Origin of the sequence: Mesobacillus subterraneus (assembly GCF_003937825.1) — a bacterium.
GTDB lineage: Bacteria > Bacillota > Bacilli > Bacillales > Cytobacillaceae > Mesobacillus > Mesobacillus subterraneus.
The window spans coordinates 165680-186018 of the sequence record NZ_RSFW01000012.1 but is presented as its reverse complement, the minus strand read 5'-3'; the positions used below and the strand labels follow the sequence as shown (position 1 = coordinate 186018).

22 protein-coding genes are annotated in these 20339 nt (G+C 43.7%); 14 read left to right on the top strand and 8 right to left on the bottom strand.

Annotated features, from left to right (window positions below):
- The first annotated feature begins 123 nt into the window (after window positions 1–123).
- From EJA10_RS10395 to EJA10_RS10380, 4 genes are all read left to right on the top strand, one after another.
- Window positions 124–1263, top strand: a complete 1140-nt coding sequence (locus EJA10_RS10395) for an acyl-CoA dehydrogenase family protein (protein WP_125479930.1) — start codon at window positions 124–126, stop codon at window positions 1261–1263.
- Between the two features lie 183 nt (window positions 1264–1446).
- Entirely contained in the window at window positions 1447–1809 is a 363-nt protein-coding gene (gene cccA / locus EJA10_RS10390) for a cytochrome c550 (RefSeq protein ID WP_125479929.1), read from the top strand.
- A gap of 121 nt (window positions 1810–1930) precedes the next feature.
- Window positions 1931–2641 carry a tRNA (adenine(22)-N(1))-methyltransferase gene (locus tag EJA10_RS10385; RefSeq protein WP_125479928.1) on the top strand — a complete coding sequence of 237 codons (711 nt, stop codon included), beginning with the start codon at window positions 1931–1933 and terminating at the stop codon, window positions 2639–2641.
- Window positions 2638–3753 (top strand): Nif3-like dinuclear metal center hexameric protein, encoded by a 1116-nt coding sequence (locus EJA10_RS10380; protein ID WP_125479927.1) that lies wholly within the window; start codon window positions 2638–2640, stop codon window positions 3751–3753. The genes EJA10_RS10385 and EJA10_RS10380 overlap by 4 nt, the downstream gene beginning before the upstream one ends.
- 67 nt (window positions 3754–3820) lie before the next feature.
- On the opposite strand, the gene EJA10_RS10375 is transcribed toward EJA10_RS10380, so the two are convergent.
- Together EJA10_RS10375 and EJA10_RS10370 are read right to left on the bottom strand one after the other, a co-directional pair.
- On the bottom strand, window positions 3821–4774 hold the full coding sequence (locus EJA10_RS10375; RefSeq protein WP_125479926.1) for a 4-hydroxy-3-methylbut-2-enyl diphosphate reductase: 954 nt from the start codon (window positions 4772–4774) through the stop codon (window positions 3821–3823).
- Window positions 4775–4876: 102 nt separating this feature from the next.
- Window positions 4877–5521, bottom strand: a complete 645-nt coding sequence (locus tag EJA10_RS10370; protein ID WP_246017746.1) for a YqfQ family protein — start codon at window positions 5519–5521, stop codon at window positions 4877–4879.
- Between the two features lie 245 nt (window positions 5522–5766).
- On the opposite strand from EJA10_RS10370, the gene EJA10_RS10365 reads away from it, so the two are divergent.
- Window positions 5767–7083 (top strand): DEAD/DEAH box helicase, encoded by a 1317-nt coding sequence (locus EJA10_RS10365; RefSeq protein WP_125479925.1) that lies wholly within the window; start codon window positions 5767–5769, stop codon window positions 7081–7083.
- A gap of 24 nt (window positions 7084–7107) precedes the next feature.
- Window positions 7108–7998 (top strand): deoxyribonuclease IV, encoded by an 891-nt coding sequence (locus EJA10_RS10360; protein ID WP_125479924.1) that lies wholly within the window; start codon window positions 7108–7110, stop codon window positions 7996–7998.
- Window positions 7999–8061: 63 nt separating this feature from the next.
- On the opposite strand, the gene EJA10_RS10355 is transcribed toward EJA10_RS10360, so the two are convergent.
- Entirely contained in the window at window positions 8062–8316 is a 255-nt protein-coding gene (locus EJA10_RS10355) for a DUF2624 domain-containing protein (protein WP_125479923.1), read from the bottom strand.
- A gap of 156 nt (window positions 8317–8472) precedes the next feature.
- Here EJA10_RS10355 and EJA10_RS10350 point away from each other — a divergent pair, with 156 nt between their 5' ends.
- The 3 genes from EJA10_RS10350 to zur are packed head-to-tail and all read left to right on the top strand — an operon-like array spanning window position 8473 to window position 10531.
- Window positions 8473–9270: a metal ABC transporter ATP-binding protein gene (locus EJA10_RS10350; RefSeq protein ID WP_125479922.1), complete on the top strand. Its 798-nt coding sequence runs from the start codon at window positions 8473–8475 to the stop codon at window positions 9268–9270.
- The gene (locus tag EJA10_RS10345) at window positions 9263–10105 is read left to right on the top strand and encodes a metal ABC transporter permease (protein WP_125479921.1); all 843 of its coding nucleotides are present in this window, start codon (window positions 9263–9265) and stop codon (window positions 10103–10105) included. The genes EJA10_RS10350 and EJA10_RS10345 overlap by 8 nt, the downstream gene beginning before the upstream one ends.
- A gap of 12 nt (window positions 10106–10117) precedes the next feature.
- On the top strand, window positions 10118–10531 hold the full coding sequence (gene zur, locus EJA10_RS10340) for a zinc uptake transcriptional repressor Zur (protein WP_125479920.1): 414 nt from the start codon (window positions 10118–10120) through the stop codon (window positions 10529–10531).
- A gap of 328 nt (window positions 10532–10859) precedes the next feature.
- Here zur and EJA10_RS10335 read toward each other — a convergent pair whose 3' ends face one another.
- The gene (locus EJA10_RS10335; protein WP_125479942.1) at window positions 10860–11429 is read right to left on the bottom strand and encodes a 5' nucleotidase, NT5C type; all 570 of its coding nucleotides are present in this window, start codon (window positions 11427–11429) and stop codon (window positions 10860–10862) included.
- Window positions 11430–11629: 200 nt separating this feature from the next.
- Between EJA10_RS10335 and EJA10_RS10330 the strand changes: the two genes are divergently transcribed.
- Window positions 11630–12184: a DUF4190 domain-containing protein gene (locus tag EJA10_RS10330; protein WP_246017745.1), complete on the top strand. Its 555-nt coding sequence runs from the start codon at window positions 11630–11632 to the stop codon at window positions 12182–12184.
- Window positions 12185–12245: 61 nt separating this feature from the next.
- On the opposite strand, the gene ispG is transcribed toward EJA10_RS10330, so the two are convergent.
- The 3 genes from ispG to EJA10_RS10315 form a co-directional block, all read right to left on the bottom strand.
- A complete protein-coding gene (ispG, locus tag EJA10_RS10325; protein ID WP_211340553.1) occupies window positions 12246–13334 on the bottom strand; it encodes a flavodoxin-dependent (E)-4-hydroxy-3-methylbut-2-enyl-diphosphate synthase in 1089 nt (362 codons plus the stop codon).
- A 126-nt stretch (window positions 13335–13460) separates the two neighbouring features.
- Entirely contained in the window at window positions 13461–13802 is a 342-nt protein-coding gene (locus tag EJA10_RS10320) for a LysM peptidoglycan-binding domain-containing protein (RefSeq protein ID WP_125479918.1), read from the bottom strand.
- Window positions 13803–13964: 162 nt separating this feature from the next.
- Entirely contained in the window at window positions 13965–14741 is a 777-nt protein-coding gene (locus EJA10_RS10315; RefSeq protein WP_125479917.1) for a DUF1189 domain-containing protein, read from the bottom strand.
- A gap of 220 nt (window positions 14742–14961) precedes the next feature.
- Here EJA10_RS10315 and EJA10_RS10310 point away from each other — a divergent pair, with 220 nt between their 5' ends.
- Both EJA10_RS10310 and EJA10_RS10305 read left to right on the top strand, forming a co-directional pair.
- Window positions 14962–16593 carry a Na/Pi cotransporter family protein gene (locus EJA10_RS10310; protein WP_125479916.1) on the top strand — a complete coding sequence of 544 codons (1632 nt, stop codon included), beginning with the start codon at window positions 14962–14964 and terminating at the stop codon, window positions 16591–16593.
- A 64-nt stretch (window positions 16594–16657) separates the two neighbouring features.
- Window positions 16658–17137: a DUF456 domain-containing protein gene (locus EJA10_RS10305; protein WP_125479915.1), complete on the top strand. Its 480-nt coding sequence runs from the start codon at window positions 16658–16660 to the stop codon at window positions 17135–17137.
- A 39-nt stretch (window positions 17138–17176) separates the two neighbouring features.
- Here the strand turns inward: EJA10_RS10305 and EJA10_RS10300 are convergent, their stop codons facing one another.
- Window positions 17177–17869 carry a Crp/Fnr family transcriptional regulator gene (locus tag EJA10_RS10300; RefSeq protein ID WP_125479914.1) on the bottom strand — a complete coding sequence of 231 codons (693 nt, stop codon included), beginning with the start codon at window positions 17867–17869 and terminating at the stop codon, window positions 17177–17179.
- Between the two features lie 398 nt (window positions 17870–18267).
- Here EJA10_RS10300 and EJA10_RS10295 point away from each other — a divergent pair, with 398 nt between their 5' ends.
- Complete coding sequence (locus EJA10_RS10295) at window positions 18268–18876, top strand: superoxide dismutase (protein WP_125479913.1); 609 nt, start codon at window positions 18268–18270, stop codon at window positions 18874–18876.
- A 139-nt stretch (window positions 18877–19015) separates the two neighbouring features.
- Window positions 19016–20236, top strand: coding sequence for an MFS transporter (locus EJA10_RS10290; protein ID WP_125479912.1), 1221 nt, complete (start codon window positions 19016–19018; stop codon window positions 20234–20236).
- Window positions 20237–20339: the final 103 nt, after the last annotated feature.

Genomic DNA, 20339 nt, shown 5'->3' with positions numbered 1-20339 from the left:
CCTGTTAATTATTATATTTATATAATAATTAAAAATTTAAAAGTTTTTAAATGTTGAGAAAATTGTTTATTCCCCCTTATAATTAAGAATGTAAACGCATTCAATGTTTTAAGGGGGATGGAAATGAATTTTGATTTGACATCAGAACAGGCAATGATAAAAAGAACGATCAGGGAGTTTGCGGAGGAAGAAGTTGCTCCGGGGGCGATTGAAAGAGATAAAACCAAACAATTTCCGACAGAAATCTTCAAAAAGCTTGGGGAGCTTGGCATGCTCGGCTTGCCGTTCCCGGAAGAATATGGCGGTGCTGGGGCCGATACGGTGAGCTTTGCGATCGTTACGGAAGAATTGAGCAGGGCTTGTGCCTCGACAGGGATTACGTACTCTGCCCATATATCACTGGGTGGTGCGCCAATCAATCTATTTGGAACAGAAGAGCAGAAGCAAAAATATTTGACACCAATCTGTACAGGAGAGTCAATGGGTGCTTTTGGTTTGACTGAACCGAACGCTGGCTCAGATGCAGGAGGAACCCAGACGACAGCTAAAGAAGAGAATGGTGAGTACATCATCAATGGGAATAAAAGCTTCATCACGAATGCAAGCTATGCGAAGCATTTGGCCATGACGGCTATTACTGGCAGCAAAGACGGTAAGAAGGAAATCAGTGCGATTATCGTACCAACCGATGCGCCTGGTTTCAGCGTCATTGATAACTATGAAAAAATGGGTCTGAACGCCTCCAATACTACTGAGCTGGTGATGGAAGATGTCCATGTGCCAGTTGAAAACCTGCTTGGCAAGAAGGGCGAGGGCTTCAAGCAATTCCTCGTAACCCTTGATGGCGGCAGGATCGGGATTGGTGCCATGGCAGTCGGTGTCGCTCAGGCAGCATATGAAAAAGCCCTTCAGTACGCAAAAGAGAGGCAGCAATTCGGACGTCCGCTGTCGCAGTTCCAGGCGACACAATTTAAACTAGCTGAGATGGCAATGAAAATCGAACTTGCTCGAAATATGGTATACAAAGCAGCATGGCTGAAGGATCAGGGCCGTCCGTTCTCCAAGGAAGCGTCTATGTGCAAGCTCTATGCATCTGAAATCTCGATGGAAGTGGCTGATGAGGCTGTTCAAATTCATGGGGGTTACGGCTATATGCGCGAGTATGAGGTGGAACGCTATATGAGGGATGCAAAGCTGCTGGAAATCGGCGAAGGTACCTCAGAAGTGCAAAAAATGGTCATCGCAAGATTAATTGGTTGCTAACTGGGGAATCTATATATGCCAATAACAAAAAAACTTCATCAAACGATGGAGTTTTTTGTCTAATTTGTGAACAAGTGTGACAAAGTTTGCTTTTTTACTTTCCCTGTAAACGTTTTTCAAGTAAAATAAAAGCTGTGTGAAATTATTATTTAAAGTGGATGTTATACATAAGGAGGGTATACGATGAATCGCAATCCAATTATCCCATTCGTATTGATTATGGTTATGGGACTCGGCTTGATGTTCCTGCTTTCTTTTAAGGGCCTTGGTGATTCTAAGGAACTGGCGAAAGAAGGCGAAGGCGGCGAAAAGACTGAAGAAACGGCAGAGATGAATCCTGAGGATTTCTATCAACAGTCTTGTGCAATGTGCCATGGAAACCAGTATGAAGGTGTTTCTGGTCCTTCATTAGAAGGCGTTGGCAGCAAGTACTCCCAGGACGAAATCAAGGATATCCTGGTAAATGGTAAAGGCGCGATGCCTCCAGGTCTGGCAGCAGGCAAGGAAGATCAAATGGCTGAATGGCTGGCAAATGAATTGAAATAATCGAAGTGGGCTCTTTGCGAATGCAAAGGGCCTTTCTTTTTAAATTGCCGGGAAATTGGACAAGGGGCGGCAGGTTTTCATATACTTATAAAAGCAAAATATGATTTAGAAGGTGACTTGAATGAATGCTGAAAGGCTATCAAACCGGCTCGAGGCCGTTGCAAATAAAATTCCTGAAGGATCCAGGATTGCGGATATAGGATCTGACCATGCATACCTTCCGTGCAATGTGGTAAACAAAGGCATCGTTCCATTCGCGATTGCAGGCGAAGTTGCACAGGGGCCGTATCTATCAGCTCTTGAGCAGGTACAGTCTGAGAATCTAACAGAACAAATTTCGGTCCGGAAAGGAGATGGCCTGGAAGTGATGGAGCCTGGCGAGGTGGATTGCATCACAGTAGCAGGCATGGGAGGTACATTGATCTCGACAATCCTTGAAAATGGGAAAGAGAAGCTTGAGGGGGTCAGTCGGCTTGTGCTCCAGCCAAACGTCGGCAGCTTCGCAGTCCGCAGCTGGCTGATTGATAATGGATGGGAGCTCGTGGACGAGGAGGTCCTCAAGGAAGATGGGAAGATCTATGAAATCCTTGTGGCTGAAAAAGGAGACCCGCTCAAGCCTTATCAACAAACGCAGATTGAGAAAGGAATCCTGTTCGGGCCGTTCTTGTTAAAAGAAAAGACGACTGTATTCAAGGAAAAATGGAGAGCTGAAAAGAAAAACTGGGAACGTATTTTAAATCAGCTTGAGCAAGCCTCACAGAATGAGGAGGCGGCCAGCAAGCGGGATGAACTGCAAAAGAAAATCGACATGGCAGAGGAGGCGCTAAAGTGAAAAAAGTGAATGGTCATGAAGTAGTCCAGCTATTTGAACAATTTTCACCCAAGGCTTATGCGATGGAGGGAGACAAAATCGGATTGCAAATCGGAGGTCTTAATCAGTCTATTGAGAATGTCCTGATTGCCCTCGATGTTACCGAGGAAGTGGTGGAGGAGGCAATCACAAAAAACGTTCAACTGATCATAGCCCATCACCCGCCAATTTTCCGCCCTCTGCAGAAAATTGCCACAGATACGCCTGCGGGAAGAATGATTGCCAAGCTGATCAAGCATGACATCGCTGTATATGCTGCCCATACAAATTTGGATGTAGCCAGAGGAGGCGTCAATGACCTCCTTGCCAATGCCCTTGGTTTGAAACATCCTCAAGTCCTTGTTCCTACATATGAGGAAAAGCTTAAGAAGCTGGTCGTTTTCGTTCCGGAAACAGATGCCGATAAAGTTCGGGATGCCCTCGGGAATGCAGGTGCCGGTGCAATTGGAAATTACAGTCACTGTTCATTTTCCGGAGCAGGGGAAGGCCGTTTCCTTCCTGGAGAGAATACAAATCCCCATATCGGTATGCAAGGGAAGCTTGAAGCGGTAAGGGAAGTGCGTATCGAAACGATTTTCCCTCAAAGCATTGAAAGAAAAGTCATTCAGGCGATAATTAAAGCTCATCCTTATGAAGAGGTGGCTTATGATGTATATCGTCTTGAAAATACCGGCGATCAGCTGGGCCTTGGCAGGATCGGTCAAGTGGAGGAAACAACATTAGCAGAATACGCGAAATTCGTAAAGGATGCGCTAGGTGTTGATAAAGTCCGGGTTATCGGTGATTTGGATTCTAAAATAAAAAAAGTGGCGGTTCTGGGCGGGGATGGAAATAAATATTATTCCCAGGCAAAGTTCCGCGGAGCTGATGTATATATAACTGGAGATATTTATTATCACACCGCTCACGACGCGATCATGGCTGGCTTGAACATGATCGATCCTGGCCATAATGTCGAGAAAATCATGAAAAAAGGGCTTGCAGAAGTCATGGATCAACTCTGCAAAGAAAAAGGATTTGAAGTCAGCTTCATACCTTCGGAGATAGAGACCGATCCTTTTACATTTATATAGGATATCACTAGTCCTTCCTAAAAAAGCCGCCTGGAGCATATTGGCTCCAGGCGGCTTTCTGATAATTTTATACGTTTGCTCCAGTCTTTTTGACCTTGGGCAGGATTCTGTTTAACGGTACTTTTTTCTCTCTTGTCCAGGTTGCTTCGTTTTCCGGATCGAACTGTTCGATAAATGAAATAACCTCTTTTGTTATCGGTGTCGGTGTCGAAGCGCCAGAAGTGACTGCGACTGTGCTGGCATCCTTGAGCCATTCGATATCCAGTTCAGTAATATCAGCAATCCGATAGGCTTTTGTTCCGGCAATTTCTTCAGAGACTTGCGCAAGACGGTTGGAGTTATTGCTCTTAGGATCCCCGACGACGATGAGGACGTCCGCTTCCTTCGCCTGCTCTGCAACTGCCTCCTGGCGCACCTGTGTGGCCATACAGATTTCTTTATGGACCTCAGCGTGAGGAAATTTTTCCTTCACTTTTTTCATGATTTCAGCAACATCCCATTGGCTCATGGTCGTCTGGTTGGTCACAATCAGCTTTTCCGCATGGAGATCAAGTGCCTCAACATCTGCTGCGGTTTCGACGAGATGGACGATTCCTGGTGCCACGCCGACAGCACCCTCCGGCTCAGGATGTCCTTTCTTGCCAATATAGATGACCTCAAATCCTTCTTTCTCTTTTTCACGGATGAGGTTATGTGTATTCGTTACATCTGGACAAGTCGCATCAATTGATACAAGTCCTTTTTGCTTGGCGAGTTCCCTGACTTCAGGGGAGATTCCATGTGCTGTGAAAATAACAGTTCCGCCTTCGACCTTTTCAAGGATTTCCTTACGGTTATTCCCGTCCAGTGTGATGATGCCTTCTTCTTCGAATGCATCGGTGACGTGCTTGTTATGGACAATCATTCCGAGTATATATATAGGACGCGGCAAGCTTTTGTCCAATGCTGCGTTCCGTGCAATGACCATGGCGTCAACAACGCCATAGCAATAACCGCGTGGCGATATTTTAATTACATTCATTGAGTCATCCTCCTGCGAATACCTCTGATTCTCTCTTACATTATATAAGACTTATAGAAAGATTACAAAAGGCAGTTTCCAGAAGGGGGAAAACCGATAAGGTTATATGAACAGTTTCGGAGAAGATCCGCCATTCATTGAAGGTTTCTTTGCTGCATGTTCACTGGTTTTCTTCTTCGAACGCTTTCTGGCTGTTTTCTCAGTTTTCTTTTCACCGGTGTTTTCCACTTGTTCTGATGATTCTTTTGTTTCTTCTTTCGATTGTTCATCGGCATCCGGAAGATCCTTCAGTCCTTTATACAGCTTCCACATTGAAGGAAGGTTGCGGACGAGAGGGCCGTATTGCTGGATCATCGGTCCAAATTGCTGTGCCGTACTTAAAACTTTTTGTGTATTGGTCAAAAAGCCGTTTATCGCAGATGGATCTGTGAGGGTTTTCAGGATTCCGTCTCCCTGGCTTACACCTCGGGCAGCACTCTGTCCCCCAGATAAAAGACCTGCCGGGCCGTTTCTCTGGCTTTGTCCTCCCTTGCCAAGAATTTTTGCCAGCAGACCGCCGCCACCCTGTCTGGATGGTCGGCCCCTGCCCATCATCCTGGGCATTTGGCCTTGCGGCATCATCGGCATCTGTCCATAAGGATGGTAGTACATCTGACGCTGTCCCATACCTGGCCTTCCCATGTATCCAGGCCCAATGAAGTGATTTTGCATGCCTCGCGGGTTCATCCGGGATCCTTGTAGCATCATGACCACTCCTTTCCAAATAATTCATCTCCTATTAGAGTATGCATTTATCCCGGTTTGGGTTAAGAAAATACTATATAAACGGAAACAGGTTTGTTTTTTTGTCAAGGAAGGGTTAAGATAGTACTGATTGGAGATTTTCTGCAATCTTTATTATAATTACAGGATGAACCTGAAAAAGACCAGCTTACGGAACAGGCTGATGTTCCTGTGAAACACGGGACCAGGGTGAAAAAAGGAGATTTTCAATGAGTGAAACTAAATTTGATCGTTATGAACTGAAGCCGTTCATTATAGATGCAGTCAAGAAACTGGGCTTTTATGAGCCTACAGAAATCCAGGAACGACTAATTCCTACTGTCCTTAAGGGTGATAGCGCCATCGGGCAATCACAGACAGGGACAGGTAAAACACACGCATACGTTTTGCCGATCATGAACAAGATTGATGCCAACCGCAATGAGGTGCAGGCTATCATTACTGCTCCGACACGCGAGCTTGCAAACCAGATTTACCACGAAGTGCTGAAAGTTGCAGAACACTCTCCCCAGGAGGAGAAAATCACTGCACGCTGTTATATTGGCGGAACGGACAAGCAGAGGACAATTGAAAAGCTGAAAACCCAGCCGCAAATCGTCATCGGGACGCCAGGCAGGATCAATGACCTGGTCCAGGAAAACGCGCTTTTCGTACACACAGCGAACATCCTGGTGGTCGACGAAGCTGACTTGATGCTTGATATGGGATTCATCGAGGACATTGACCAATTTGCTTCAAGAATGCCTGAAAAACTGCAAATGCTCGTTTTCTCAGCGACTATCCCTGAAAAACTGAAACCGTTTTTGAAAAAGTACATGGAAAACCCTAAGTATGTACAAGTGGATCCTAAGCAGGCTGCGGCGGAAAAGATTGAGCACATTCTTCTTCCGGCGAGGCACAGGGATAAAATTGGTCTAGTGCACTCAGCATTACTTGCCTTCAATCCTTATCTTGGAATCGTATTTGCCAATACAAAGAAAAAAGCGGATGAGATTGCTGATGGTTTGATCCAAAAAGGAATGAAAGTAGGCCGTATCCATGGTGATCTGAGTCCGCGTGAACGGAAGCGGGTCATGAAGCAAATCAAGGACCTTGAATTCCAGTACCTCGTTGCGACTGACCTGGCTGCAAGAGGTATCGATATTCAGGGGATCAGCCATGTGATCAACTATGAGCTGCCTACAGACTTGGATTTCTACATCCACAGGGTCGGACGCACGGCACGCGCCGGTTCATCCGGTGTTGCCCTGACGGTATATGAGCAGAGCGATGAAGATGCATTGGTAAGACTAGAAAAAATGGGTATCACCTTTAAAAATATCGATTTGAAAAAGGGTGAATTCACTGATATTGAGGAGCGCAACAGGCGCCAAAACAGGAAGAAAAAAGAAACTTCTGGCGAAACGCTTGCGAAGTCGCTTGTCTCCAAGCCGAAGAAGGTGAAGCCTGGCTATAAGAAAAAGATGAAGTCAGAAATGGACAAGATTAAAAAGCGTCAAAACCGCCTCGAGAAGAAAAAGAAATAAAGGCATTTAGGGAGAGATTATGATATGTTAATTGGCTCACATGTTTCCATGAGCGGCAAAAAGATGATGTTGGCTGCGAGTGAAGAGGCTGTCTCATATGGAGCAAATACGTTTATGATCTATACAGGGGCACCTCAGAATACAAGAAGGAAAAAGATTGAGGACCTGAATATTGAAGAGGGCCGCCGCCATATGGAGCAGCACGGCATCACTGAAATCGTCGTCCATGCTCCCTATATCATCAATATTGGGAACACACAGAATCCTGACACCTTTGACCTGGGTGTCCGGTTCTTGCGAAGCGAGATTGAACGGACCGAAGCCCTCGGCGCGAAGCAGATTGTACTGCATCCTGGCGCACATGTCGGTGCCGGAACAGAACTTGGAATTGCGAAGATTGTGGAAGGGATCAACGAGGTTCTCACGGGCAAGGAGAATGTCCAGATCGCCCTTGAAACAATGGCTGGAAAAGGTTCAGAGTGCGGTAAAACTTTCGAAGAGCTGGCGATGATAATGGATGGAGTCACCCACAACGATAAGCTCTCCGTCTGTTTTGACACTTGCCATACCCACGATGCCGGTTATCCGATCGTTGAAGACTTTGACGGAGTCCTGAATGAATTTGATAAAATCATCGGGCTGGACAGATTGAAGGTCCTCCACATAAATGACAGCAAAAACTCTGTAGGCATGAGGAAGGACCGTCATGAAAATATCGGTTTCGGCCATATCGGCTTTGATGCCCTTAGCTATATCGTCCACCATCCTCAATTGGCACATGTGCCAAAAATCCTCGAAACACCATTTGTCGGGGAGGATAAGAACAATAAGAAGGCACCGTATAAGCATGAGATTGAGATGCTGAAAAACAAACAATTTGAAGAGAATCTGCTAGATCTCATCACGATTGGCTAAACTGAATGTTAACGAGAAAAGCTGTGGATCCTTTCCACAGCTTTTGACATTTCATGATTCTGGTTATTTAGTGAATTTCACGAACAGCTTGTTGATTTCCCTGGCTGTTTCAGGGCTGGTGATTCGGGCGATTTCTTTGATCAGGGCTTTACGCTCTGAATCATTGAAGATGTTCACCTTTTTACCGCGTAAGTACCCGGCGATCTTCTGTGCCTGTGCCGTGGTAATGGCAATGTTGAATTGAGAGGCATATTTCAGCAGTTCATCCGCCGTAATATTGCTTATTTTATGGTTAATGATATTTTCAAAAATAGCCAAAGATCATCACTCCTCCATAGTAGGGTATGAGCCCGGTTTGGATTTTGTGACACTTTTCTTGGCATTGGGAAGTCTTTTATTTACATTATGCCTTTTAAAAGATATACTACTAAATGTAAATCGGAATGATTCTTATTTTTTTTGCGGGTGATGAACATGACCACAAACGATTACATTGTCCAGGTAGAGGACTTGTATTATCGATACGATAAAGAAAATGTACTTGAAAATATAAATATATCCATCCAAAAGGGCAGTTTCCTGGCGATCGTCGGACCGAACGGATCTGGCAAGTCTACCCTGCTAAAGCTTATGCTGGGCCTCATCAAGCCTCAGAAAGGCTCGATCTCTTTATTTGGCCAGGACATTTCCAGGTTCAGGGAACAGCATAAGATTGGCTTTGTTTCGCAAAAAGCCAACTCTTTCAACACCGGATTCCCTGCCACCGTGTTCGAAGTAGTGGCCAGCGGACTGACAAAGAAGCTGGGACTGTTCCAATTTTTAAGAAAAAGTGACCACGAAAAGATCAAACAGGCAATCGAATCTGTTGGTATGGAACAATTCCTGGACAGGAATATTGGTGAGCTTTCAGGAGGGCAGCAGCAAAGAGTTTTCATTGCAAGGGCACTCGTCAGCGAACCTGAGCTTCTCATTCTGGATGAACCGACGGTTGGCGTGGATGCCAAAAATGTGAACTCTTTTTATGAAATGCTGGATTCACTCAATAAAGAAAAAGGAATTACGCTTCTTCTTGTCACACACGATATCGGGACGATTTCCGATAAAGTGACGAATGTAGCCTGTTTGAATAAAAATATGCATTTCCATGGAAGCGCGGAGGAATTCGAACAGCTGAAGATCAATGAGGTCTCCGAAATATACGGTCATGATGTCCATGTGCTGACACATGATCATCATCACCACCATCATGAGGAGGCGCATATCCATGATTAGCGGACTGTTGCAATATGAGTTTTTGCAGAACGCTTTTTTGACCGGTATGATCATCGGTGTCATTGCGCCTCTGCTTGGAGTGTTCATTGTTGTCCGCAGGCTCTCGCTCATTGCCGATGCACTGAGCCATGTTACATTGGCCGGAATCGCCGCGAGCCTCTTGCTTGAAAAGAAATTCATGCTGTTCAGCGGACTAAATCCGCTTTATATGGGAATGGCTTTTTCAGTAGGGGGATCCCTGTTCATCGAAAAGCTGCGGACAGTCTATAAGCATTATCAGGAACTGGCGATCCCAATCATCCTTTCTGGCGGTATTGGATTGGGAGTAATCTTTATTTCGCTTGCGGATGGCTTCAATACAGATTTATTCAGTTATTTATTTGGCAGTGTCAGCGCGGTAAGCCGTGCAGATCTTTGGACTATATTAATCATCAGCATACTGGTCATTGCGGTAGTTGTCTCGTTATATAAGGAACTCTTCCTCTTATCCTTTGACGAAGAGTATGCCAGGGCGACAGGAATTGCGGCGAAATCGCTGCATTTCATTTTCATCGTGATGGTAGCGCTGGTGATCGCGGCATCGATGAGGATTGTCGGAATCCTGCTGGTATCATCTTTGATGACCCTGCCGGTTGCAGCCAGTATCCGATTTGCAAAAGGGTTTAAGCAAACTATTTTCTTTTCGATCCTGTTTGGCGAGATATCCGTGTTGGGCGGGCTGTTTCTCTCCTACTATCTGGACCTGGCACCAGGGGGAACAATTGTCATGATCGCTGTCCTCATCCTTGTACTGGCCATTTGGTATAAAAAACAAGCAGCTGCTAGATCCATTTAATGAGGTGATATCATGAACGTTAACGAAGCGATGGACCTGCTGAAAGAACAGGGATATAAGCATACCGGAAAGCGCGAAGATATGCTTCAGCTATTTTCCGATAATGATAAATATTTGACAGCACGGGATGTACTTGAAGAAATGAAGGGGAATTATCCAGGATTGAGTTTCGATACAATCTACCGCAATTTAAGCGTGTTTGTCGAGTTAGGGATCCTCGAAATGACGGAGTTGTCTGGTGAAAAGCATTTTCGCTTCACCTGCTCGCATAAGGAGCACCACCATCATTTCATTTGCCTGGACTGTGGAAAAACAAAGGAGATCGAGACCTGTCCAATGCGGAATATCGAATCAAGCTTTAAAGGCTACGATATTTCAGGACATAAATTTGAAATTTACGGACGCTGTCCTGATTGCGTCCAATAATGAAGGTCGGAAATCTTTTCCGGTCTTTTTTATATGGAAAAATGTAAGCTTCATCAGAGACCCTGATTGGCACAACTGGAAAAAAACATTGATAATTTCCAATTCGCCAATAAAAATGGATTTTCGCCAATAAAATTAATTTTTCGCCAATAAGAACCTTATTTCCGCCAAAAAAATCTATTTTTTCGCTAATAAATTGAACCAGTTATTTTTTAAGAAAAAAATTCGTCATGAAAAACGCCGGCGTTATGAGTTTTTTTAATCGTGAAGGAGCCGCAAAATATGGAAAAAACATTTTGATAACAAAAAAAGCCCCAATAAGGCTTTTTTATGCATTCCTTAACCACTTCTGCACCCAATGATTAGCCTCCTGCCAGTTATTCACGCGGATGACGCCTTCTGGGATCGGATCCTGGTTATAGGGGGTATCAAACAGAATGACCGGGATCTGCAGTTCTTCATGCAGGTCAACGGCATTATCATGTTTATCCTCAAAGAAAATGTCGACCTTATAGTGCTTCGCCGCTTCTATTTTGTCATGTGAACCGATCAAATGGATATCATGATACTTCAGTTCATTTGCAGTGAACCATTCCTTGGTGAGCTCAATCAAATGAGTACCTCTTGCGCTGATAAAATATAATTCATGCTCTTTTTCCCAATTCTTTAAAATACCCTTGGCTCCTTCAGCCAAAGGTGATTGTGAATAAATGACAGGCTCCATTTTACTGAACCATGCCGCGAATTCTTCTCTTGTTACAGAAACAAGCGGCATGAAGTCATATTGCTTGATATCATCAAGAGTAATATTCAATCCGAATCCTTCATTTAAATATGGTACAAATGTCGTTGGGCAGGTGACTGTACCATCGATATCGATGCCAAATCGTTTTTTCATCATTCTGCTCCTTACAAAAGATCTTTCCTTCATCTTACCAAATGTTCAAAGTACACAAAAGATTTACTTTCCCAGCGAAACACCACATTCGTTTGCCTCTTCATTTTTAGATAGGAAACTTAGACAAACATTGGCATGTTGAAATCGCTCTTGCCCGTAAACAATAATAAATGCTCCACTTAAGAAAGCGAGGGATTAAAGTGGCAGACCAAGAACGAAATCAGATTGGTACTGAATATATTACTGAACCTAAGCAGGATGTCATCACGATCAGGGATGCTCGTGACGAGATTTTTCAGGAAGAAACAGCAACCGAAATCGCTGCACCTGTTCGTGATGAACACTATCAGGAAATGACAGCGATTGCTGAACCTGCTCGTGAAAAGGACTATCAGGAAATGACGGCAATTGCCGATTCTGGTCGTGAAGAGCACTATCAGGAAATAACGGCCATTGCCAGACCTGCACGTGAAGAAAGCTACCGTGAAGAAACGGCGGCTGAAATCGCTGCACCTGCGCCTGCTATAACAAGAAGGTCAGAAGAAGAAAGTACAGAAACTGGAGGACGAGGGCTTGCCTATTCCGCTCTTGCCCTTTCGATCTTGTCGCTGTTTATTTTACCTGTTCTTTTCGGAGCAGCCGGGATTGTCCTTGGCTTTATGGCCCGCAGAAGAGGATCCGCTATCGGAACGTGGGCAATTGTGATCGGGGCAATTTCGATCCTGGTTGGCATCTTCATCCTGCCGTTCTTTTGACGGCTTTGAAAATGCAAAGCCAAAAAATGCCCGGGAATTTATTCCCGGGCATTTTTATGGGTTATTTTTGTAATGCTGCCTCTCGCAGCTTTTCTTCGGCAATTTTATCGATTTCCTTCTTCAGCTCTTCCACCATCGTTTCTTCCGGAACCTTGCGGACGATTTCCCCTTTACGGAAAAGCAATCCTTCTCCTCTTGCGCCGGCAATCCCGATATCAGCTTCACGAGCTTCACCAGGTCCGTTGACGGCACATCCAAGAACGGCCACCTTGATCGGTGCTTTGATCTTCGAGATGTATTCCTCTACCTCATTGGCTATGCTGATCAAGTCGATCTCAATTCTGCCGCATGTCGGGCAAGAAATCAAAGTAGCGGCATTGGCTGCAAGGCCGAATGACTTTAATAGCTCTCTTGCTACTTTTACTTCTTCTACAGGGTCGGCACTTAAGGAAATCCTCACTGTGTTGCCGATTCCTTTGCTGAGGATTGCTCCGAGGCCTGCTGCACTCTTTACAGTACCGGCAAACAATGTGCCTGATTCAGTGATTCCAAGGTGAAGCGGATAATCAAAGGCTCTTGCTGCCTTCTCATAAGCTTCGATTGCAAGGTTCACATCGGATGCCTTCATGGAGACAATGATATTATGGAAATCAAGGTCCTCAAGGATTTTGATGTGGTGCAATGCACTTTCAACCATGCCATCTGCGGTTGGGTAGCCGTATTTCTCAAGAATACGTCTTTCCAGGGATCCAGCGTTAACGCCAATCCTGATTGGGATCCCGCGTTCTTTTGCCGCTTTTACTACAGCCTCTACCTTTTCCCGCTTGCCGATATTGCCAGGGTTGATCCTGATTTTATCAGCGCCCCCCTCAATTGCTTTCAGGGCAAGACGGTAATCAAAATGGATATCGACCACAAGTGGAATGTTGATTCGCTTCTTGATTTCAGGGATGGCATTGGCCGCTCTCTCATCCGGGCATGCAACACGGACAATCTGGCAGCCTGCTTCTTCCAGACGCTTGATTTCTGCAACAGTCGCTTCGACATCATGCGTCTTGGTGGTAGTCATACTTTGGATGACAACTTCATTATTGCCGCCGATAGTTAAATTCCCTACCCTGATCGGGCGGGTTTTGGTACGATGTATAATTTCACTCAACGGTGATTCGCTCCTTTAAAAAATGGAATTCATGTAGATGTTCCAAAAGATGCACAAACCCATTTTATCAATCTTTGGCTTCAATTGACAAGGAAAGACTTCAAATGTTAGCCTTTGCTAATTTTGTTTGCTGTAGTCCGGGAATTTATAGGTGCTTCCGAATTTGATTTTTTGCGGCTCAGTGCCGGCATTCAGTTTTTTAAAATCCTCTACCGCTTTTGTCACCGGAACATTCAAAGGGCTGTCAGAATTGCTGTCAAGCACTGACAGCAAGGTATCACCTGGCTGCACCTCGTGTTCAAACCATGGTATATCTATCTCTTTCTGCTTTTCTGCCTTTTCTGTTTCAATGGTTTCAGGTTCATTGGACGTCGCTGCCGGAAGGGTTCCCATACTTATGTCGTTGTATATGGCGTAAAGCACAATCACTAGAATTAAAAATCCTGCCAGTCTTTTCATAGGTCCTTCCTCCTCGATCACCTTATATCATTATTTATGCAGATAGAATAGAGGACAGAACCTTTTTAATAGAATAAATTGAAATTTTAGTATAAAAAATGAGAAGGGGAGTTCATTCGCAGATCAATGGGTAAATAAAAAAAATACGCCCTGCGGCGCATTTTATCCTTCTTTCTTATGGGGGCTCGGTACTTCCTTTATTGCCAATAAGAGAATCATCGAACTGACAAACCAGTTAATACCATAGTTGTATGGTACCGGTGTCTTTAAGAATCCCATAATCGTAAAAAATATGGTAGTGAGCGTTACACTATAGGCGGCGATTCTCCATAAATGTCTATATTGCAAGGGCTTTCCGGCAAGGTTTTTTAATAGAAGTCCAAAAAGAGCCAAGAGAGAAATTTCAATGAATTTCATCCCGCTTGAAAAAACAAAAATGACTAGGAGCACAAGCCCGATCATAACTGGAAGGGAGGAATCGGCAGCATCTATTAAATTCAGGACGTCTTGCTTTGTCATCTTTTCACCGGCAAAAACGGAATAGGGAATTGCATTGGTTTGTCCGCCAGTTGCCAGTACCGCTGTATTTTGCAGCATGGCAATGGTTGCGTCCATCCCGGCCATATCTTTTTCTTCTACAGCCCCACTAGGGTCAAAAATAATCGTGAATTCATCCTTGGTTATGGTCAAAGGAGCATTCGTATCAGAGATCAAGGAACCTTGTTCGATTGTAAAGGACGGAAGATCATCTTTTACTGATTTCTTTGCCGTATCAAAAGCCTCTGTAATGCCAGAGGAAATATAGTAACCAACTGGCAATATGGAAATCAGAGTCAGCAGGAAAACATACAGGATCGTCTTGCCTATTCCCTGATAGCGAGTACTGGCGATATCTTTCGGTGAATACATGCTTTTTGCTAATTGTGTAAAGATAGTCATAAGGACACGTCCTTCTATTAGATTCACGTCCCTTATTTTAGCTTTTAAAAGGTTCATAAACAAGTAGAAAGTTTCAGGTTTGTAACATTATTGTAACATTACATCGGAATGTTAAGGTATTGTAAATTTGAAGATAAAACAGTTTACTTTTAATTCACACTTCCTACATAATAGTAGAGGTTTGTAAATCTTTGTCGAAATTAATCTAGGGGTTGAAAAAATGGAAATGAATTTACAAGAAATGCTGTTTGAGTTCTTTGGCGGCCTTGGAATCTTCTTATACGGCATTAAATTCATGGGTGATGGCCTGCAAAAATCAGCAGGAGATCGACTTCGCGATATTCTGGACCGCTTCACCACAAATCCGTTAATGGGCGTGCTAGCAGGTATTTTTGTAACAGTCCTCCTGCAAACAAGCAGTGGAACGACGGTTATCACAGTAGGTCTTGTAAGTGCCGGGTTCATGACACTCAGACAGGCAATCGGGGTCATCATGGGTGCGAATATCGGTACTACTGTAACTGCATTCATCATCGGTATTGATATCGGTGAATATGCATTGCCAATCATTGCAGTTGGTTCTATCATGCTATTCTTCTTTAAAAGTAAAAAGGTTCACAACTTTGGTCAAATCGTCTTTGGTTTCGGGGCGCTATTCTTTGGTCTCGAATTGATGAGTGGCGGTATGAAGCCTTTAAGAAGCCTTGAAGCTTTTCATGATTTGACTGTACAGATGAGTTCAAACCCAATTCTAGGGGTAGTTGTAGGTACTGTGTTTACAGTAATCGTACAGAGTTCAAGTGCGACGATTGGTATTCTGCAGAGCTTGCATGCTGAATCCATGATCAACCTTAAAGGTGCGTTGCCAATCTTGTTCGGTGACAATATCGGAACTACAATTACGGCTGTATTGGCAGCGATTGGTACTTCAGTTGCAGCAAAAAGAGCAGCAGCTACTCACGTGCTTTTCAACTTGATTGGTACGACGTTATTCTTGATTATCCTGGGACCATTTACATCCCTGATCGAACTGCTTAAAGTTAAATTAAATCTGAATCCTGAAATGACCATTGCATTTGCTCACGGGATTTTCAATACAACAAACACACTAATCCAGTTGCCTTTCATTGCAATTTTAGCACTGATTGTGACCAAGCTTATACCAGGTGAGGATTCAATCGTGGAGTACAAGGCTCAACATCTTGACCCTGTATTCATTGAGCAATCACCATCCATCGCTATTGGACAGGCAAAAGAGGAAGTCCTTCGCATGGGTAAGTTCGCTCTTAAGGGACTGGAAGAAACAAACGAGTTCCTAAAGACCAAAAATACAAAGCATTCCAATAATGCTTTACAGCTGGAAGATGCCATCAATAACCTTGACCGGAAAATTACCGATTACCTGGTACAGTTATCAACCAGCTCTCTGACAGCACATGAATCAGAAGAGCACGGCATGCTGATGGATACAGTTCGCGATATTGAAAGAATTGGTGACCACTTCGAAAATATCGTCGAATTGATTGAATACCAGCAGGCGAATAAAGTGAAGATGACCGATACGGCCATGGATGATCTTGAAACCATGTTCAATCTGACAGTCCGTACAGTTGAAGAAGCACTTCAGGCATTGGATCAGAAAAATATCGAGATTGCACATGATGTTGTAAAGAAGGAAAATGAAATTGACGGTATGGAACGTACGCTTAGAAAGCAGCACATCCTTCGTATGAATGAAGGACAATGTTCCGGACAGGCAGGAATCGTCTTCGTTGACATCGTCAGCAACCTGGAGCGAATCGGTGACCACGCAGTTAACATCGCCGAATACGTTTTGGGAGACCAGAAATAGTGGTAAAATAAGCAAGGGGAAACCCTTGCTTATTTTATTTCAAGTTAAAGAAGGATGGATAAAGATGGAATATGTTTATTGGATCATTATCGGGATACTTTTTGTTGGTGCTTTTGCCAGCCTTGTGATTCCAATTTTGCCAGGTGTTTTGTTCTTGTTTGGAGGCTTTATCTTATACGGTATATTTTTCACATTCGAACCGTTCAATTGGATCTTCTGGACTGTGCAGGGACTGTTCGTCATCCTGCTTTTCGGGGCTGATTACATTGCGAACATTATAGGTGTTAAGAGGTATGGTGGAAGCAAGGCAGGGATGTGGGGGAGCACGATTGGTTTGATTGTCGGGCCTTTTGTCATCCCGATTGTTGGAATTCTGATTGGGCCATTCCTTGGAGCAGCGCTTGCCGAGTTGCTGGTTAACAAAAAGAACCTGAATGATGCGGTGAAGATTGGTTTCGGGTCGGTTGTCGGCTTTGTCAGCAGTGTAGTGACGAAGGGAATTATAATGGCAATCATGCTCATTTACTTTTACATTCTTATCTAAGAAAAAAATCGTGCATTTCTGCACGATTTTTTTTGACCATCAATTAAGCCCGCAAATCTCAAAGGAACAGTTCTGGCAATCAACTTCTCTTTTCAAATAGGCGAGATTTTTAACAGTGAATTTCAGCTGGTCATAAGCAATGATGTCTTTTTCACGCAATTCCTTCAGCATTCTCTGGACAACCTCACGAGTGCCGTATGTGAGGTTGGCAAGCTCCTGGTGTGTGAGCGGCAAATCGATCAGAATGCCGTCGTCTGTCATTACGCCGTAGCTGTTGCAAAGACGAATGAGGATCGAGTAAAGGCCGCCTTTTTTACCGTTCATGATCAAGTCCTGGCACTTCATCTGCGCTTTGAGATATCTCGTGCTAAGCCATCTTACCAGCGCATTCATGGCCGTTTGATCATCTAAAACAAATTCCTCGAACTGCTCTTTTTTAATCATGAGAATTTCACACTCTGTAAGAGTCTTTGCTGAAAAATGATAACGGGGAGAATGCCTGAACAATTCATATTCGACGATCATTTCCTCGCCATTAAGAATCTTAAGGATAAATTCTTTTCCTTTCATATGGACACGCCCAACGGACACACTTCCACTGAGGATGATATATATATTTTGAACATTTTCCTCTTCCTGGAACAGGAGCGTGTCTGGCTTGATTTTCTGGATTGTTTCCTTATCGATGAAATTTTGCAGCAGTAAACTGTATAATGAAATATTTTTGTCCATGAGGATCGTCTCCTTATAATGCCTCTCTACACTTTTGATTTAAAAGAATTGTTGCTACTATGTCAACGGTGTTTTGGGATTATATGGAACTGGATAGTGGGGGGCTGCGACATAAATCGTTGACAGAAGGGCATTTCAGCAATATTGTCGATTTTTCGAAACTTCATGCTGATAGGACCAAGACGGTAGAATGACGAAAGAACCTGGTTTTTCATTCTGATTTTAGTGAATAAAAAAACTGGAATAAGGAAATTTTATATTCGTTGAATGAGGCATTTTATTTGAATCGGTTACCGTTCTTTGGTAATCTAATCTTGAAGCATTTTTAGAACGATTCTAATATCTGAATAATTAGATATGTTCTGAAAATGAAACACGATACATAGGAGGATGTTAAAATGGCATTTGAATTACCGCAATTACCTTATGCATATGATGCATTAGAGCCACACATCGACAAGGAAACAATGAATATTCACCACACGAAGCACCACAATACTTATGTGACAAACCTTAACAATGCTTTGGAAGGAAACGAAGAACTGCTTTCCAAATCAGTAGAGGAAGTCATTTCAAATCTTGACGCTGTTCCTGAAGCTGCGCGCACTGCAGTTCGCAACAATGGCGGAGGACATGCTAACCACACTCTATTCTGGCAAATCCTATCTCCAAACGGAGGCGGCGAGCCGACTGGGGAGCTTGCAGAAGCGATCAACTCTAAGTTTGGCGGCTTCGAAGGTTTCAAGGAAGAATTCTCAAAAGCTGCAACTACTCGTTTTGGTTCAGGTTGGGCTTGGCTTGTTGTGAACAACGGTGAACTAGAAGTTACCAGCACTCCAAACCAGGATTCTCCATTAATGGAAGGCAAGACTCCACTTCTTGGACTTGACGTTTGGGAGCACGCTTACTACTTGAACTACCAGAACAGAAGACCTGAATACATTGGTGCATTCTGGAACGTTGTTAACTGGGAAGAAGTTAACAACCGTTACAATTCCGCAAAATAATCCGCTTTAACCAAAGAGGCTGCTGTCTTAGGCAGCCTCTTTTTGTTTTGTATTCTTCGGACCCCAAAAGACCATGCGAAAACTTGTATAACCCCTTTTACTTTGTTAGAAACTACCCAAGAGAAAAGGGGAGTCGATCATGAGCACAGTAAAGAAATTATTAGGAGACATCGAACTGACAAAGGATTTAACACTCCTATTAGTTATTGGGGGATTATACTCATTGAGCATTGCCCTTTCTAATACTTTTGTAAATATTTATTTATGGAAGCAATCCGGTGAGCTAGCCGATTTGGGATTGTATAATCTAGCCGTGGTAATTGCCCAGCCGCTGACATTCATCCTTGCGGGCAGATGGGCAAAGAAAGTGGACAGGGTCATCGTTCTGCGGATCGGAGTCATTGCTCTGGCGCTGTTTTATGTAACAGTTTTGTTAGTTGGAACCAATGCTTCAAGTTACCTGCTCCTATTAGGAGCGCTCCTCGGTATTGGCTATGGTTTTTACTGGCTTGCCTATAACGTTCTGACCTTTGAGATTACCGAGCCGGAAACACGAGATTTCTTCAATGGATTTCTTGGCATTCTTGGATCGGTAGGAGGGATGATTGGACCTGTTGCTGCTGGTTTCATCATTTCCCAGCTGGAGAAATTCACAGGGTATACCGTCGTATTCGGTTTGTCGCTTGGATTATTTTCGATTGCCGTGTTTCTGAGCTTTTTCCTGAAGCGCAGGCCTGCTCATGGAAAGTACTGGTTTCAGCGAATCATAACGGAGAGGAAACATGATAAAAATTGGCGTATGGTCACCAATGCCCATTTCTTTCAAGGATTACGGGAAGGAGTGTTTGTTTTCATCGTGTCTGTATTTGTTTTTATCGCGACAGACAGTGAAATGGCACTGGGTACATACGGGCTGATCAATTCAGGAATCTCCTTCCTTGCCTATTATTTCGTTTCGAGGATGCTGAAGAAAGAATACCGGAAAAAGGCAATACTGGTCGGAGGAATCATTCTCTTCCTGGCAATTTTCCTGCTCGTTTTCGAATTAAGCTATTTCCGCCTTTTGCTATATGCAGCTCTGATTGCAATCGCTTATCCATTGCTCCTTGTCCCTTATTCATCGATGACCTACGATGTAATTGGGAGGGGCTGGAAAGCAGCTGAAATGAGAATCGAATATATTGTAGTCAGGGAACTTTTTTTGAATCTGGGACGTATTTTCTCAATCTTATTATTCCTCGGGGCAATCACGGTTTTTAACGAAGAGCGAATCATTCCTGTCCTTCTCGTCATCCTTGGCAGCGGCCATACCCTCATCTATTTATTCATCAGGCAAATCCAATTAAAAGTGCCAGCATAACCGGGAAGATTCCCGGTTTTTTGCATGAAGGCTATAACTGGAAAAATATTCTGCTATTGTTTATTGCTAGAAATAATCCTCATTTTTCGGTAAAATAATTGTT